The sequence below is a fragment of the Caballeronia choica genome (assembly GCF_001544535.1).
In the GTDB taxonomy this organism is placed as follows: Bacteria; Pseudomonadota; Gammaproteobacteria; order Burkholderiales; family Burkholderiaceae; genus Caballeronia; species Caballeronia choica.
Map to the genome: position 1 here is coordinate 1 of NZ_FCON02000171.1, position 15,143 is coordinate 15,143.

14 protein-coding genes are annotated in these 15,143 nt (G+C 62.9%); 12 read left to right on the forward strand and 2 right to left on the reverse strand.

Annotation, left to right across the window (positions count from 1 at the left end; all coding sequences use genetic code 11):
• Positions 1-161 precede the first annotated feature (161 nt).
• Complete coding sequence (locus AWB68_RS37565) at positions 162-1,064, reverse strand: LysR substrate-binding domain-containing protein (protein ID WP_087649288.1); 903 nt, start codon at positions 1,062-1,064, stop codon at positions 162-164.
• Between the two features lie 424 nt (positions 1,065-1,488).
• Between AWB68_RS37565 and AWB68_RS37570 the strand changes: the two genes are divergently transcribed.
• The 7 genes from AWB68_RS37570 to oxlT all read left to right on the forward strand — a co-directional run bounded on the left by AWB68_RS37570 (position 1,489) and on the right by oxlT (position 10,282).
• Positions 1,489-3,138 (forward strand): peptide ABC transporter substrate-binding protein, encoded by a 1,650-nt coding sequence (locus tag AWB68_RS37570; protein ID WP_087649289.1) that lies wholly within the window; start codon positions 1,489-1,491, stop codon positions 3,136-3,138.
• A gap of 36 nt (positions 3,139-3,174) precedes the next feature.
• Positions 3,175-4,095 carry an ABC transporter permease subunit gene (locus AWB68_RS37575; RefSeq protein WP_087649290.1) on the forward strand — a complete coding sequence of 307 codons (921 nt, stop codon included), beginning with the start codon at positions 3,175-3,177 and terminating at the stop codon, positions 4,093-4,095.
• Positions 4,096-4,109: 14 nt separating this feature from the next.
• Positions 4,110-5,012, forward strand: a complete 903-nt coding sequence (locus tag AWB68_RS37580; RefSeq protein ID WP_268810967.1) for an ABC transporter permease subunit — start codon at positions 4,110-4,112, stop codon at positions 5,010-5,012.
• A 6-nt stretch (positions 5,013-5,018) separates the two neighbouring features.
• Positions 5,019-6,020 carry an ABC transporter ATP-binding protein gene (locus AWB68_RS37585; protein WP_087649292.1) on the forward strand — a complete coding sequence of 334 codons (1,002 nt, stop codon included), beginning with the start codon at positions 5,019-5,021 and terminating at the stop codon, positions 6,018-6,020.
• A complete protein-coding gene (gene oppF / locus AWB68_RS37590; protein ID WP_087649293.1) occupies positions 6,013-6,996 on the forward strand; it encodes a murein tripeptide/oligopeptide ABC transporter ATP binding protein OppF in 984 nt (327 codons plus the stop codon). Before AWB68_RS37585 ends, oppF begins: the two co-directional genes overlap by 8 nt.
• 188 nt (positions 6,997-7,184) lie before the next feature.
• On the forward strand, positions 7,185-8,600 hold the full coding sequence (locus tag AWB68_RS37595; RefSeq protein ID WP_374729644.1) for an OprD family outer membrane porin: 1,416 nt from the start codon (positions 7,185-7,187) through the stop codon (positions 8,598-8,600).
• A 377-nt stretch (positions 8,601-8,977) separates the two neighbouring features.
• Positions 8,978-10,282 carry an oxalate/formate MFS antiporter gene (gene oxlT, locus AWB68_RS37600; RefSeq protein ID WP_087649295.1) on the forward strand — a complete coding sequence of 435 codons (1,305 nt, stop codon included), beginning with the start codon at positions 8,978-8,980 and terminating at the stop codon, positions 10,280-10,282.
• Positions 10,283-10,468: 186 nt separating this feature from the next.
• Here the strand turns inward: oxlT and AWB68_RS48510 are convergent, their stop codons facing one another.
• Positions 10,469-10,633, reverse strand: coding sequence for a hypothetical protein (locus tag AWB68_RS48510; protein WP_160110138.1), 165 nt, complete (start codon positions 10,631-10,633; stop codon positions 10,469-10,471).
• Between the two features lie 173 nt (positions 10,634-10,806).
• Between AWB68_RS48510 and AWB68_RS37605 the strand changes: the two genes are divergently transcribed.
• From AWB68_RS37605 to AWB68_RS37625, 5 genes are read left to right on the forward strand one after another with little or no spacing between them, the layout of a single operon-like run.
• Positions 10,807-11,913: an ABC transporter ATP-binding protein gene (locus AWB68_RS37605; RefSeq protein WP_087649300.1), complete on the forward strand. Its 1,107-nt coding sequence runs from the start codon at positions 10,807-10,809 to the stop codon at positions 11,911-11,913.
• Positions 11,900-13,000: an ABC transporter ATP-binding protein gene (locus AWB68_RS37610; protein ID WP_087649296.1), complete on the forward strand. Its 1,101-nt coding sequence runs from the start codon at positions 11,900-11,902 to the stop codon at positions 12,998-13,000. Before AWB68_RS37605 ends, AWB68_RS37610 begins: the two co-directional genes overlap by 14 nt.
• Positions 12,997-13,887, forward strand: a complete 891-nt coding sequence (locus AWB68_RS37615) for a carbohydrate ABC transporter permease (protein WP_087649297.1) — start codon at positions 12,997-12,999, stop codon at positions 13,885-13,887. The genes AWB68_RS37610 and AWB68_RS37615 overlap by 4 nt, the downstream gene beginning before the upstream one ends.
• Positions 13,880-14,692, forward strand: a complete 813-nt coding sequence (locus AWB68_RS37620; protein ID WP_087649298.1) for a carbohydrate ABC transporter permease — start codon at positions 13,880-13,882, stop codon at positions 14,690-14,692. The genes AWB68_RS37615 and AWB68_RS37620 overlap by 8 nt, the downstream gene beginning before the upstream one ends.
• A complete protein-coding gene (locus tag AWB68_RS37625) occupies positions 14,692-14,973 on the forward strand; it encodes a DUF2160 domain-containing protein (RefSeq protein ID WP_087649299.1) in 282 nt (93 codons plus the stop codon). The genes AWB68_RS37620 and AWB68_RS37625 overlap by 1 nt, the downstream gene beginning before the upstream one ends.
• The last annotated feature ends 170 nt before the right edge of the window (positions 14,974-15,143 follow it).

Consider the following 15,143-nt stretch of genomic DNA (forward strand, 5'->3'; position numbering starts at 1 on the left):
TTTCTTTGCTTACTTTCTTTGCAGCAGCAAAGAAAGTGAGTCCCGCCCCGGACAGGGGCAGAGCAAATAAACCAAAAACAAAGCAAGTTCCATAGAAGCCTGAGTGCATCAAACGGTGTAAACAAACCCCACCCCACCCCACCCCAAGCGCCCCCCTCTCCCTAATCCTCGAACGAATAACCCTCGACCACGCGCAGCACCGACTCCCTGAACGACGCCACGAGGTCCGAGCGAATCCCGCTGCTCGGATACGACAGCGCATACTCATACTCGATCGCCGTCTCGAACGGCCGCACGACGACGCCATGCGCGCGCCAGACCTTCGCGGCGAACGGCTCGACGATCGACACGCCCAGCCCGCCCGCGACCATCGCGTAACGCGTGTGCGCGGTGTCGGTGAGCACGGTGTAATTCGGGCGCTCCTCGGTGGCCGAGATCGTCGACTGCTCCGCTTCATACGCCTGCCGCGAATTCGGCAGCCAGCCGATGATCCGCTCGCCGCGCAAATCCTGCGCGCGCACCACCTTCTTCTTTGCAAGCCGATGTCCGACCGGCATCGCGCAGAGCGCGCGGGTCTTCAAGAGCGTTTGCACCTCGATGCCCGCGACGGTCGGAAACGCCTGGCTGATCGCGACATCGGCCGTGTGGTTCTGCAAGCTCACGAGCACTTCGGGCACCTTCACCGAATCGACGCGAATCGGCACGCCCGGATGGCGCTCGACGAAATCGGCGAGGATCGGCGGCAACAGCGTGGTCGCGAGCACGGGCATGCACGCGACGGTCAGGCCTTCGGAGGCTTCGTCGCGGATCATGTCGGCGACCTGCTTGAGCCGCTCGAGCCCAAGAAAGTTCTCTTCCACCGATTTGTAAAAGCGCAATCCCGCTGTGGTGGGATTCAGACGGCCGCCGATTCTACTGAACAGGCTAAAGCCGAGATCGGACTCTAAATCGGCGATCAGGCGGCTGATCGCGGGCTGCGTGACATGCATCTTGCGCGCGGCGCCGACGCTCGTGCCGGTCATTATCAGGCTTCGGAAAGCTTCGATCTGGCGAAAACGGATCATCGTACTGGGTTACTCGTGCATGACAACAAGGACACGGATGTTATAGGAAACAAAGGCTTACTGCCGTAATGACCGGCCGGGAACCGTCGCTTGGGCGAGGGTTTCGCCGGTTCGATCGCAGTGTATGCCTAAAACGTATGACCTATAAGCACATGTGAGTGGATTCCGCCTTATTGTTGTTAAATACTCGCCGCCAGCCTGAATCGTTGCTGTAAGCGAAGCACGCGACGCGTGCTTTCCAATGCCTGCTGCAAATGAAACGGATACCTGAACAGAAGCTCCTGCCTGAAACGCTAACGTTAGGGTCACTAAGCTTCGTCAGATTCGGTTTAGCCAGTATGGGCTAAACGCATCGTTGGATAAGAGCCGGCTGCGAATATCGCGGGCCGCGCGCAATAACATAAGACATAGCAGGAGATTTCCCATGACGTCCTTCGCAGTTCCTCTTTCACACGGGCTGACTGCGCGCCGCCGCGCCCTCTCGGCGACGCTCGCCGCCGCGTTCAGCGCGTTCGCCGTCTGCGCCCATGCGGCCAATGTCCCGTCGGGCGTGCAACTGGCGGCCAGGCAGGAGCTCGTGCGCAACAACGCGGCGGAAGTCGAGACGCTCGACCCGAACCTCGTGGAAACGGTGCCGGCGAACAACGTGTCGGAGGATCTGTTCGAAGGCGCCACCACGACCGATGCGGACGGCAACGTCCAGCCGGGCGTCGCCGAGAAGTGGGAACAGAAGGACCCGACCACCTGGATCTTTCATCTGCGCAAGAACGCCAAATGGTCCAATGGCGAGGCCCTCACCGCAAACGATTTCGTCTACGGCGCCCAGCGCCTCGTCGATCCGAAACTGGCGTCGGCTTCGGCGACCACCTTCGGCAAGTTCCTGCTGAACGGCACGGACATCATCGCGGGCAAGAAGCCGGTGACGGAACTCGGCGTGCGCGCCATCGACGCGAACACGCTCGAGGTGAAGACGCCGTATCCGGTGCCGTTCCTGCCGGAACTGATGTCGAACACGACGCTTGGACCCGTCAACAAGGCCGCGGTCGAAAAATACGGCAAGGACTGGACCAAGCCCGGCAAGCTCGTGAGCAACGGGGCGTACCAGTTGAAGGAATGGCAGGTGAACAGCAAGCTCGTGCTGACGAAGAACCCGAATTACTGGGACGCATCGCGCGTGCAGATCAGCCAGGTCACGTACCTGCCCATCGAGGATGAAAACAGCGACGTCAAGCTGTTCCAGTCGGGGGAGAACGACTGGGTCTATCAGTTGCCGTCGGGCACGTATGCGAAGTACAAGGCGCAGTTCCCGGCCGACATCAGGAACGCGCCGATGCTCGGCCTGCGCTACTACTCGTTCAACAACCGCGACCCGCTGCTCAAGGACGTGCGCGTGCGCCATGCGCTTTCGATGGTGATCGACCGCGACATCCTCGCGCAGCGCGTGACCGCCGACGGCCAGCTCGCCGCCTATGGCGTGATTCCGAAGGGCGTCAAGGGCGCCGACGTCACGAGCTACGAGTGGGCCGCGTGGCCGATGGGCAAGCGTGTGGAAGAGGCGAAGAAGCTGCTGGCCGAAGCGGGCGTCAAGCCCGGCACGAAGATCCGCTTCGCGATGAACACGAGCGAATATCACAAGAAGATGGCGATTTTCGCGGCATCGGAGTGGAAGACGAAGCTCGGCCTCGACACCGAAATCGAATCGATGGAATTCAAGGTGCTGCTGAAGAAGCGCCACGCCGGCGACTACCAGATCGCGCGCAACGGCTGGGTCGCCGATTACAACGACGCCACGACGTTCCTGACGCTCGTCCAGTGCGATTCGGAACAGAACGACAACTTCAGCTGCAATCCGAAGGCCGATGCGTTGATCAAGGAAGCCAACGCGACCACCGACCAGGCGAAGCGTACGCAGTTGCAGACGCAGGCGGCGAAGCTCGCGATGGACGACTATCCGATGCTGCCGCTCCTGCAATACACGCTGGTGCGGCTCGTGAAGAGCTACGTCGGCGGATACTCGCTGAAGAATCCGATGGACCGCTATCGCAGCAAGGACCTCTACATCGTCAAGCACTGACGCAGTAAGGGCGCCGTCAAGCGAGGAGATATTCACATGTGGTCTTATACATTGAGGCGCGTGCTGCTGACGCTGCCCACGCTTTTGCTCGTCATCACGGTGTGTTACCTGCTGCTTCACGCGACGCCCGGCGGTCCGTTCGACGCCGAGCGCAAGGTCTCGCCCGAAGTGCTCGCCAACCTGCAGGCGAAATACCATCTCGGCGAGCCGCTCTGGAAGCAATACCTGCTGTATCTCGACGGCCTGCTGCATGGCGACCTCGGCGCATCGTTCCGCTATGCCGACTGGAGCGTGAACGAACTCGTGCTGCGTGCGCTGCCGGTGTCGCTGACGATCGGCGGCGTGTCGATGCTGCTCGCGTTTCTGATCGGCGTCTCGCTCGGCATTCTCGCTGCGCTCTATCGCAATAGTCCCGCCGATTACCTGCTGATGCTGGTGGGCAACGCGGGCAGCGCGTTCCCGTCGTTCGTGATCGGGCCGGTGCTGATCCTCGTGTTCGCGATCCTGCTGAAGTGGCTGCCGGCCGGCGGCTGGAACGGCTTCGAGATTCGCTACATGGTCCTGCCCGTCACGCTGCTCACGATGATCAGCGTCGCGACGGTCGGCCGCGTGACGCGGGCTAGCCTGATCGAAGTGATGAACACGAACTACATCCGCACCGCGTATGCGAAGGGGCTGTCGCGCTGGACCATCGTGTTTCGCCACGCGCTGCGGCCGACGCTGATCCCGGTCGTCTCGGTGATCGGTCCGCTCGCGATTGCGTCGATCACGGCGGCGGTCGTCACGGAGTCGGTGTTCTCGCTGCCCGGCATCGGCAAGCTGATCGTCAACGGCGCGGCCAACCGCGACTACACGCTCGTGCTCGGCCTCGTCGTGCTCGTGACGGTCGTGGCCGTGTTCCTCAACCTGCTGGTCGATCTCGCGTACGCGTGGCTCGATCCCAAGATCCGCTACTGAACATGAGGCCAGCGATGAAACAAGGTTCTCTTGCGCCGCTGCTCGAACAAGCCGCCGCCGCGCCCGTCGAAGGCCGCAGTCCCTGGCAGGACGCGCGCCTGCGCTTCATGCGCAACAAGGCCGCTGTCGCGAGTCTCGTGCTGCTCGCGCTGATCACGCTGGCGTGCGTCGTCGGTCCGTGGCTGCTGCCGAACCCGTTCGATTCCGCCGACTGGAACGCGATGAGCGCCACGCCGACGTTCGCGAACTGGCATCTGTTCGGCACCGATGAAACCGGCCGCGACCTGCTCGTGCGCTGCCTGATCGGCGGACGCGTGTCGCTTTTGATCGGCGCGCTCGCCACGTTGACGTCGGTCACGCTCGGCATCGTGTGGGGCGCGATCGCGGGCTTCGTCGGCGGGCGCGTGGACAACGCGATGATGCGCATCGTCGACATGATGTACGCGATTCCATACCTGCTGATCGCGATCCTGATGGTGACGCTGCTCGGCCGCGAGTTCTACCTCGTCGTGCTGACCATCACCGTGTTCTCGTGGATGGACATGGCGCGCGTCGTGCGCGGCCAGACGCTCGCGATCCGCTCGAAGGAATACGTGGAGGCGGCGCGCGCGATCGGCGTGTCGACGGGCGGCATCATCGTCCGGCATGTGGTGCCGAACCTGCTCGGCATCGTCGCGATCTACACGACCGTGACCGTGCCAGGCGTGATCCTGACCGAATCGGTGCTGTCGTTCCTGGGTCTCGGCGTGCAGGAACCGATGACGAGCTGGGGCGTGCTGATCCAGGACGGCGTCGGCGTGATGGAAAGCTCGCCGTGGATCCTGCTGTTCCCGGCGGCGCTGCTTTCGGTGACGCTCTATTGCATCAACTTTGTCGGGGACGGGCTGCGCGATGCGCTCGACCCGAAGGACCGGTGACGCGCCATGTCGCTACTCAAGGTGAACGATCTCGAAGTCGCGTTCCAGACGCCCGACGCCACCGTGCGCGCCGTCAACGGCGTCAGCTTCGAGCTGGACGAGGGCAGCACGCTCGGCATCGTCGGCGAATCGGGTTCGGGCAAGAGCCAGAGCGTGCTCGCGATGCTCGGCCTGCTGGCACGCAACGGCCGCGCGAGCGGCACCGCGATGTACCAGGGCGAGAACCTGCTGACGATGCCCGCGAAGGCGCTCAACCGCATCCGCGGCAATCGCCTGTCGATGATCTTCCAGGACCCGATGACCTCGCTCAATCCGTACCTGACGATCGAGCGGCAGATGACCGAAGTGCTCGAACTGCACAAGAACATGACGCGGCGCGCGGCGAAAGCGCGCGCGATCGGCATGCTCGAAGCGGTGCGGATTCCCGAGGCCGCGCATCGCATCGGGCAGTATCCGCATGAACTGTCGGGCGGCATGCGCCAGCGCGTGATGATCGCGATGGCGTTGCTTTGCGAGCCGCAAGTGTTGTTCGCCGACGAACCCACCACCGCGCTCGACGTCACCGTGCAGGCGCAGATACTGCAACTCTTGCGCAACCTGCAGCACGACTTCGGCACGGCGATCGTGCTGATCACGCACGACCTGGGCGTGGTCGCGGGGCTGTGCGAGAAGGTGATGGTGATGTACGGCGGCCGCGTGATGGAGCATTGCAGCGCCGACAACCTGTTCGCGCGGCCGTCGCATCCGTACACGATCGGCTTGCTGCGCGCGTTGCCGCGCCTTGATCAGAACGGCGCGGCGTTGCAGGGCATTCCCGGCAATCCGCCGAACATGGCGCATCCGCCGGCGGGGTGTCCGTTTCAGGAGCGCTGCATCGACGCGAACGCGCAGTGCGGCGAACGCGCGCCCGCGCTCGAAGCACGGCACGGCGATACGACATGGCTGCGCGCCTGCCATCGCCCGGTCGAGCGGATGAAGTCGCTGCACGAGGAGTTGATCCATGGCTGAACCCACCATTCTCTCGGTGCGCGACGTCCGGGTGCACTTCAAGGTGAAGGGCAGGAGCCGCCTGCCGTGGGCGCCCTCGCGCACGCTCAAGGCCGTCGATGGCGTCAGCTTCGACCTGAAGGCGGGCGAGACGCTCGGCGTGGTCGGCGAGTCGGGCTGCGGCAAGTCCACGCTGTCGCGCGCGATCCTGAACCTGATCCCGGCGACACAGGGCGAGATCGTCTGGATGGGCAGCTCGCTCAGCGGCGCATCGCCGCGCGAATGGCACGGCGTGCGCCGCGACATCCAGATTATCTTTCAGGACCCGCTCGCCTCGCTCGATCCGCGCATGACGGTCGGGCAGATCATCGCGGAGCCGCTGCGCGAGCACCGGCCGGACCTGTCGAAGGACGAAACCATGCAGCGCGTGCGCGCGATGATGGCGAAGGTCGGCCTGCGCGAGCAGATGATCAACCGCTATGCGCACGAGTTTTCGGGCGGACAGTGCCAGCGCATCGGCATCGCGCGGGCGCTCATCGTCGAGCCGAAACTCGTCGTGTGCGACGAGCCGGTGTCGGCGCTCGATGTGTCGATCCAGGCGCAGATCGTCAATCTGCTCAAGTCGCTGCAGGCGGAGATGGGGCTCGCGCTGATCTTCATCGCGCACGATCTCGCGGTGGTCAAGCACATCTCGGATCGCGTGATGGTCATGTACCTTGGCCGCGTGATGGAGCTCGCCGACAAGCAATCGCTCTACGCCGCGCCGCGCCATCCTTATACGCGCGCGCTGCTGTCGGCGGTGCCGGTGCCCGACCCAGCGATCGAGCGCCGCAAGGTCGTGCAGATTCTCTCCGGCGACATTCCGAGCCCGATCGATCCGCCTTCCGGCTGCGTATTCCATACGCGCTGTCCGATTGCGGAGGAGCGCTGCGCGATCGAAGCGCCCGCGTTGCGCCCGCTTTCCGACAGCGCCGCCGCCGCGTGCCTGCTCGCCTGAGCGCGCCCGCCATCTGAAATCCGTCGAAGCGTGAGAACCATGAACTAAAGAACAAGAAGCTCAAGTCCAGCCCCCATTCCCCGCCGTCGCATTCGATGCTCCGACCTTTCCGGTCGCCGGGCGCGGCTTTGTGCATCCCATCGATTCGAAGCGGCCGTTAGCAATAGTAGAAACAAGAAAGTGGAGATCTGTCCGTGAAAAAACAAAAGCGTTCACTCGCCTTATCGATTTTGCTGTTCTCCGGCCTGATGGCCGGCAACGTCGCGGCCCATGCCGATGAAACCGACAGCGAGCCGCCGTCGCGCCACACGGAAGCGCCGCCGAGTTCGCCGCCGGATACGGGAGCCGATGCGCCGATCAGCAGCCAGGCTAAATCGCAGGGCTTTATCGAGGATTCGCATTTCAAGCTGCTGTTCCGTTCGTATTCGGAACACTTCGAAGCGGAAGGGATCAAGAAAAAGGATGCGTGGGTCATCGGCAACCAGGCGGTTTATGAATCGGGTTATACGCGCGGCCTATTCGGCGTCGGTCTCGATGCGTCGCTGTTCAGCGCGTTGAAACTGAATGGCGGCAATGGCGCGGGTAATCGCGTGCATCTGAATGCGGACGGCACCGGGCAAAATCAGCTCGCGTGGACTTATCCGGGTGTCTGGGACGTGAAGGCGCGTGTATCGAATACCGTGCTGAAATACGGCCAGCAACTGTTCGATAATCCTTTCCTCGTGCCGCACGACAATCGCGCATTGCCGCCGACTTTTCGCGGATTCTCGCTCGCCAGCGACGAAATCAAGAACCTGACGATGAAAGCCGGTACCGTCGACGCCGTGCTGGCGCGCGGCATGACGAGCACATCGTCGCTTTATACGGAATACGGCGGCATCAGATTCAGCCGCTTCACCTACGCGGGCGGCGATTATACGATCGGCGACGATACGGCGATCACGCTTTACGGCAGCCGCGCGGAAAACGTATGGGACCAGTATTACTTCACCGCGTCGCACAGCATTGGCAGCCCGTCGGCGATTCGCTGGACCGGCGCGCTGACTTATTACTACACGCACGATGTCGGGCAGAGCCGCGAAGGCCCGATCAATAATCACGCATACAGCCTGGCATTATCCGGCCAGCACGGCGCGCATACCGTGCAGGTGGGTTTCCAGCAAATCGCGAGCAACCAGTTCTTCGATTATGTCGGCCAGTCGGCGGGTGATTATCTCGCGAACTCGCTCGACGTCGACTACAACGCGCCGCATGAAAAATCGCTGAGCCTGTCCTATTCGCTCAATTTCAAGGATTACGGGGTGCCCGGCCTGAAAATGACGACGTGGACCGCCTACGGCTGGGGCGCCGACGCAACCACTTCCGCGAATCGCTATGCCGATCCGGACAGCGCGCTTCACGGGCTCTACTGGAAAGACGGCCAGCCGGTGCATGGCACGCATTGGGAAATCGGCGTGATTCCGAGCTATACGGTCGCGAGCGGCAAGCTCAAGGATACGTCCGTCAAGTTCTATTACATGCACCACCACGGCAGCAAGTATTACTCGGACAGTTCGAGCGACGTGTACCGTCTGATGGTCAACGTGCCGGTGAACGTTTTCTGAGCGTCGAGGGGCTTGGAAGCATGCCCGAAACGTCGGTGCCGATCACCCTAGGGAAACCTACGATAACCAACGCTCGCATTACATTAAGCTTTCGTCTATAACGTGAATGTGTGTCGCGGATCGCCATGTCTCGCGTCATGCCTCAGGCCCGCCAGGCTTTCCGGCGGGCCTTTTTTTATGCCTCGCGCCAACCGACGGACGTTTCTTTCAAACGCTTACGGCCAGCCGATTCCTAGTGAAAACCCCATCGATTCTTTCGCTTGACTTACGTGATATATCAAATATTGTGTATATCTGATCGCTCATGAAATGTGGGCGCGACCGGAGATGCCGCTCGGCATCCCGAACGAAAGGCAATGGCGCCAAGGAGACAGGCAATGGAATCGGATCGTCAGGCTGGAGCGTCGCGGCTCGCGTCGCCGTGGGTGCAACTCGTGTTCGGTGTGATCTGCATGGCGATGATCGCGAACATGCAGTACGGCTGGACCCTGTTCGTGAACCCGATCGACGAGAAGTACCACTGGGGACGCGCGGCCATTCAGGTCGCGTTCACGATCTTCGTCGTCACGGAGACCTGGCTCGTGCCGATCGAAGGCTATCTCGTCGACAAGTACGGGCCGCGGCCGGTGGTCGTCGTCGGCGGCTTGCTATGTGCGGTGGCGTGGGTGATCAATTCGATGGCGTCGTCGCTGCCGATGCTGTATTTCGCGGCGGCGGTCGGCGGTGTCGGCGCGGGCGCGGTGTACGGCACTTGCGTCGGCAACGCGCTCAAGTGGTTCCCGACGCGTCGCGGGCTTGCCGCCGGCATCACGGCGGCGGGCTTCGGCGCGGGATCGGCCGCGACGGTCGTACCGATCGCGCACATGATCAAGAGCAGCGGCTACGAGCAGACCTTCCTCTGGTTCGGGCTGGGGCAAGGGATCATCGTGTTCCTGCTCGGCATGGCGTTGTTCGCGCCGCCCGCCAGCATGCTCGCTCCCGCGAAGAATGCGCTCAAGCGCGCCGTCTACAACGCGAGTCCGAAGCAGGTGCTGACCTCGCCGATCTTCTGGGTCATGTACCTGATGTTCGTGATGATGGCGGCCGGCGGCCTGATGGCGACCGCGCAACTCGGGCCGATCGCGAAGGACTTCGGCCTGCACGACTCGCCGGTCTCGATCCTCGGCCTGACGCTGCCCGCGCTGACGTTCGCGCTCACCATCGATCGCGTGCTCAACGGGCTGACGCGGCCGTTCTTCGGCTGGGTGTCGGACCGGATCGGCCGTGAGAACACGATGTTCGTGGCGTTCGCGGTCGAGGCGGTCGGCATCATGATGCTGTCGAAGTACGGGCACAGTCCGGTGGCGTTCGTCGTGTTGACCGGCATCGTGTTCTTCGCGTGGGGCGAAATCTACAGCCTGTTCCCGGCGACTTGCGGCGACACGTTCGGGCCGAAATTCGCCGCGACCAACGCGGGCTTGCTCTACACCGCGAAGGGGACGGCGGCGCTGCTCGTGCCGTTCAGCAGCGTCATCACGACGATGACCGGAAGCTGGCACGCGGTATTCACGCTGGCGTCGGGGATGGCGGCGCTCTCGGCGTTGCTCGCGCTATTCGTGCTCAAGCCGATGCGCAACGCGCATGTGCAGAAGCACGCGCGCGCGCCGGTCGACATGCCGTATGGGCCGGTCGTCAAGGACTGACGTTTTTCGCTTTTCGTGATCGTGTCACGAGCGGCGGACGCGCAAGGCGTCCGCCGCGTTCGTTTTATGACGCGCGAACGCGTGTTGACGTCGACGCAATCGGGCGAGCGCGCGATTACACTTGCATTCGACGTTGTCAGGCGTTAGTCGGCGCGCTGGCATGTATCCGTATGGTTAACCCCGATTTCAACGTAAACGAACAAAAAGGAACATGCTCCTTGTTGTTTTAGGTTCCTTTTTGAAAATCAGGGCCACGAATGCAGCATCGGTGTCCAAATAAAAAATGAACGAGACATGGATGAACCAACCGCCCAGCAGCGCCTCCGGCCGCATTCCGCCCTGCGGATGCACGGGCCTTTCCCTTTTCCGACGCGGCTCGTTGCCCTCCCCAGCGCGCGACACGTGAGCGCCCGCGACGGCTCCTGCGCGCCGTTCCGATGAGCGCCGCCTGGCGTCAGGCCGTCCACGGCGACGCGCGCACGGCTATCGGGAAAAGCACAGCAGGCATCGACAAGGAGCGCAACTTGGTCTTGGAACTGGAGCGGATCACCGTCGTTTCGGGCGGGCAGACGCATCTGTATGGCGTCGATCTGCGCCTGACACCGGGCGCCATCAACGTCTTGCTCGGGCCCACGCAGGCGGGCAAGACCACGCTGATGCGCGTGATGGCCGGCCTCGACAAGCCGAACGCCGGCCGCGTACTCGTCGACGGTCGCGATGTGACGGGCGTCGGCGTGCGCCAGCGCAATCTCGCGATGGTCTACCAGCAGTTCATCAACTATCCGGCGATGACCGTGTTCGACAACATCGCTTCGCCGCTGAAACTGCAGAAGACCGACGCGAAGCAGGTGGCCGAACGGGTGAACGAAGTCGCCGCGAAACTTCATATCGAGCATCTGCTGCAACGGCGCCCGGGCGAGCTGTCGGGCGGGCAGCAGCAGCGCTGCGCGCTTGCGCGGGCGCTGGTGAAGCGTTCGTCGCTCGTGCTGCTCGACGAGCCGCTCGTCAATCTCGACTACAAGCTGCGCGAGGAGTTGCGCGCCGAACTCGCCACGCTGTTCGCCGATGGCAGGACGACCGTCGTCTACGCGACCACCGACCCGCTCGAAGCGCTGCTGCTCGGCGGCTATACCGCGATCGTCGACAAAGGCCGCGTGCTGCAGGTCGGCCGCACGCTCGATGTCTACAACGCGCCGGCGACGGTCGATGTCGCCGCCGTCTTCAACGATCCGCCGATGAACATGCTGACGAGCGAGGTCACCGCCGACGGCATCGCGCACTTGCCGATCGGGATCGACGTGCCGGTCGGGACTGTCCTCGACGGTGCGGCGGCAAGCGGCGGCACCTGCCGCATCGGCATCCGGCCGGGGCACTTGCGGCTCAAGCCCCGCACGCAGCAGGCATTCGCCGTGCCGTGCAGGCTCGAACTCGCCGAGCTGAGCGGCTCGGAAACCTACCTGCACGTCCACACGCGGCACGGCGGCATCGACCTCGTCGCGCAATTGCAGGGCGTGCACCAGATCGCGCTCGGCACGGAACTCGATGTCTTCATCGATCCCGCTGAGCTCTTCGTATTCGACGAGCGCGCGAAGCTCGTGTCCGGCCCGGAGGCGAGCCATGGCGCGCATTGAGTTCCAGAACCTGGCGCATGCGTACCGGACCAGGCAGGACCGCAAGCCCGCGACGCTCGACGACTACGCGCTCCAGCCGATGAGCATGGTCTGGGACGACGGCGGCGCATATGCGTTGCTGGGTCCATCGGGCTGCGGGAAGTCGACCTTGCTCAACATCGTCTCGGGACTTGTCACGCCGTCCGAAGGCCGGGTGCTGTTCGACGGCCGCGACGTGACGAACCTCGGCGCACGCGAGCGCAACATCGCGCAGGTGTTCCAGTTCCCGGTGATCTACGACACGATGAGCGTCTTCGACAATCTCGCGTTCCCGCTGCGCAACCGCAAGCTACCGCCCGCCGAGGTGAAGGCGCGCGTGCATGAAGTCGCGGAAATCCTTGACATGACGCGCGAACTCGGTCGCAAGGCGAGCAACCTGTCGGCCGACGCGAAACAAAAGATCTCGCTCGGGCGCGGCCTCGTGCGCAAGGACGTCGCCGCGATTCTCTTCGATGAACCGCTCACCGTGATCGATCCGCACATGAAGTGGATCCTCAGGCGCCAGTTGAAGAAGATCCACCAGCAACTGAAGCTCACGCTGATCTACGTGACGCACGACCAGGTCGAAGCGCTGACGTTCGCGGATGAAGTCGTCGTGATGACGAACGGGCGCGTCGTGCAGAAGGGCGGACCGGAGGCGCTCTTCCTGAGCCCGGATCACGCGTTCGTCGGGTATTTCATCGGCAGCCCGGGGATGAACCTTTGTCCGATCGCGCTCGATGCCGATGGCGTGACGATCGGCGCGCAGCGTCTGCAGGTCGACGGAACCACGCTCGCCGCGCTCAAGGGTGCGAGCGGCGACCTGAAGCTCGGCATCCGGCCCGAGTTCACGCGCCTCTCGCCTGGCGAAGCGCCGGGCGCGGTCAGGGCGAAGTTGTTGCGCGCGCAGAGCCTCGGCAACTACCAACTCGTCACCGCGGATTGCGACGGCCACGTGTTCAAGGCCAAGGTCGAGCCGCACGTGACGCTTGCCGAAGGCCCGGTGTGGCTGCATCTCGCCGCGCCCGAAACCGTGTTCTTCAGCAACGACGAAAGGATCGGACGATGAAGCCCATCAACCAGAAGGCGTGGCTGCTGGTCGTGCCCGTGTTCATCTGCGTCGCGTTCTCCGCGATCCTGCCGCTGATGACGGTGGTGAACTATTCGGTGCAGGACATCATCAGCCCGACGCAGCATGTGTTCGTCGGCACGGAATGGTTTCGGAACATCATCAACGACTCCGACCTGCGCGGCGCGCTCGGACGTCAGGTGATTTTTTCGCTCTGCGTGTTGCTGCTGGAGATACCGCTTGGCGTCGGCCTTGCGCTCGCGATGCCCGCCTCGGGCTGGCGCGCGTCGGCGGCGCTCGTGATTCTCGCGATGCCGCTGCTGATTCCGTGGAATGTCGTCGGCACGATCTGGCAGATTTTCGCGCGGCCCGACATCGGCCTGCTCGGCTACTGGCTGAATCATGCGGGGGTCGACTACAACTACACCGCGAGCCCGTCGGATGCGTGGGTGACGGTGCTCGTGATGGACATCTGGCACTGGACGCCGCTCGTCGCGCTGCTGTGCTATGCCGGCCTGCGTGCGATTCCCGACGCCTTCTACCAGGCCGCCCAGATCGACGGCGCGAGCCGCTTCGCCGTGTTCCGCTATATCGAGTTGCCGAAGATGCGCGGCGTGCTGATGATCGCCGTGCTCCTGCGCTTCATGGACAGCTTCATGATCTACACGGAGCCGTTCGTGCTGACGGGCGGCGGCCCTGGCGACTCGACCACGTTCCTTTCGCAATACCTCACACAAAAGGCGGTCGGCCAGTTCGATCTCGGGCCGGCGGCGGCGTTTTCGCTGATCTACTTCCTGATCATTCTCCTGCTCTGCTTCATTCTCTACAACTGGATGGAGCGCGTGGGCAAGGGCGGCCCGGCCACGACGGGAGACGACCATGCGTGACGACCGCCGCTGGATGCGCACGCTCGTGATCGTCGTCTATATCCTGTTCGCGCTGATCCCGCTCTACTGGATGCTGTCGATCTCGCTGCGCACGAACGAGGAGACGCTGTCCGCGTTCTCGACGTTCCCGCGCCAGATCACGTTCGAGAACTACAAGGTCATCTTCACCGATCCTTCGTGGTACTGGGGCTACATCAACTCGATCATCTACGTGCTGATGAACACGGTGATGTCGGTGCTGGTCGCGCTGCCGGCGGCTTACGCGTTCTCGCGCTACCGCTTTCTCGGCGACAAGCACATGTTCTTCTGGCTGCTTACGAACCGCATGACGCCGCCGGCCGTGTTCCTGCTGCCGTTCTTCCAGTGGTATTCGAGCGTCGGCCTGATGGATACGTATATTGCCGTCGCGCTTGCGCACATGCTCTTCAACGTGCCGCTCGCCGTGTGGATTCTCGAAGGGTTCATGTCGGGCGTATCGCGTGAGATCGACGAGACCGCGTATATCGACGGCTATTCGTTCCCCACCTTCTTCATCAGGATCTTCCTGCCGCTGATCAAGTCGGGCGTCGGCGTGACGGCGTTCTTTTGCTTCATGTTCAGTTGGGTTGAATTGTTGCTCGCGCGCACGCTGACCACCGTCAATGCGAAGCCGATCGCGGCCGTGATGACGCGCACGATCTCGGCGGCGGGGATGGACTGGGGCGTGCTGTCGGCGGCGGGCGTGCTCACCATCATCCCGGGGGCGCTCGTTATTTACTTCGTGCGCAATTACATCGCGAAGGGCTTTGCCATGGGGAGAGTCTGATGATCACGTGGATGTACTGGACGCCCGAGGTCGCGATTTTCTTTGCTTGCATCGCGGTGATGCTGGCCGGCATGACGGTGTGGGAGATACGGTCGCCGACCGTTGAGAGGAAGGGGTTCCTGCCGATTGCGACCACGCGGGGTGACCGGCTGTTTATCGGTTTGCTGACGGCCGCTTATATCAATCTTGCGTGGATCGGAGTGAGTGCCGAGGGCGCGAGTGCCTGGCCGGGGTTTGTGTTTTCGATGTGCGTGCTTGCGGGTGTGATGTGGAAGGGATAGAGGGATTGGGTCGCTGGCGCTTGGGTTTGGGGTTGGGGTTGGGGTTGGGTTACACCGTTTGATGCGCTTGGGCTTCTATGGAACTTGTATTGGTTTTGGTTTATTAGCTCTGCCCCTGTCCGGGGCGGGACTCACTTTCTTTGCTGCTGCAAAGAAAGTAAGCAAAGAAA

Bases quoted from the DNA above. Each gene is read 5' to 3' on its own strand.
- AWB68_RS37625 (WP_087649299.1), top strand. From the start codon at position 14,692: ATGATCACGTGGATGTACTGGACGCCCGAGGTCGCGATTTTCTTTGCT.
- oppF (WP_087649293.1), top strand. From the start codon at position 6,013: ATGGCTGAACCCACCATTCTCTCGGTGCGCGACGTCCGGGTGCACTTC.
- AWB68_RS37620 (WP_087649298.1), top strand. From the start codon at position 13,880: ATGCGTGACGACCGCCGCTGGATGCGCACGCTCGTGATCGTCGTCTAT.
- oxlT (WP_087649295.1), top strand. From the start codon at position 8,978: ATGGAATCGGATCGTCAGGCTGGAGCGTCGCGGCTCGCGTCGCCGTGG.
- AWB68_RS37585 (WP_087649292.1), top strand. From the start codon at position 5,019: ATGTCGCTACTCAAGGTGAACGATCTCGAAGTCGCGTTCCAGACGCCC.
- AWB68_RS37610 (WP_087649296.1), top strand. From the start codon at position 11,900: ATGGCGCGCATTGAGTTCCAGAACCTGGCGCATGCGTACCGGACCAGG.
- AWB68_RS37580 (WP_268810967.1), top strand. From the start codon at position 4,110: ATGAAACAAGGTTCTCTTGCGCCGCTGCTCGAACAAGCCGCCGCCGCG.
- AWB68_RS37615 (WP_087649297.1), top strand. From the start codon at position 12,997: ATGAAGCCCATCAACCAGAAGGCGTGGCTGCTGGTCGTGCCCGTGTTC.
- AWB68_RS37575 (WP_087649290.1), top strand. From the start codon at position 3,175: ATGTGGTCTTATACATTGAGGCGCGTGCTGCTGACGCTGCCCACGCTT.
- AWB68_RS37570 (WP_087649289.1), top strand. From the start codon at position 1,489: ATGACGTCCTTCGCAGTTCCTCTTTCACACGGGCTGACTGCGCGCCGC.
- AWB68_RS37565 (WP_087649288.1), bottom strand. From the start codon at position 1,064: ATGATCCGTTTTCGCCAGATCGAAGCTTTCCGAAGCCTGATAATGACC.